This window comes from Candidatus Aquicultor secundus, from assembly GCF_002791875.1.
Taxonomy (GTDB): domain Bacteria; phylum Actinomycetota; class Aquicultoria; order Aquicultorales; family Aquicultoraceae; genus Aquicultor_A; species Aquicultor_A secundus.
On the sequence record NZ_PFNG01000197.1, the window covers coordinates 1 to 246 of the forward strand.

Here is a 246-nt window from a genome sequence, read left to right on the forward strand (position 1 = left end):
CATCGGCAACCATCGTGCGGAATTTATAGATGTAAAACGGCTTTTCCCCCTGGCCGACCCGCTGCTGTTTATAGACGATGGGCCCGGGAGAGGTAAGTTTAATACCGGCCGCCACGAGCAACATTACGGGAGACGCCGCGAGCAATCCAAGAAACGCCGCGACCACGTCGGTAAACCTTTTTATAAGGTACACCCAGTTCGCCGCAGGCTCGCGCGTCAACTGCACCAGGGGTATATCGCTAAGTA

At 55.3% G+C, this 246-nt stretch carries 1 protein-coding gene; it reads right to left on the reverse strand.

The window, feature by feature from the left end; translation table 11 throughout:
• The coding region (locus COY37_RS08215; RefSeq protein WP_286977173.1) for a sugar transferase at positions 1-246 on the reverse strand (246 nt) is incomplete at both ends.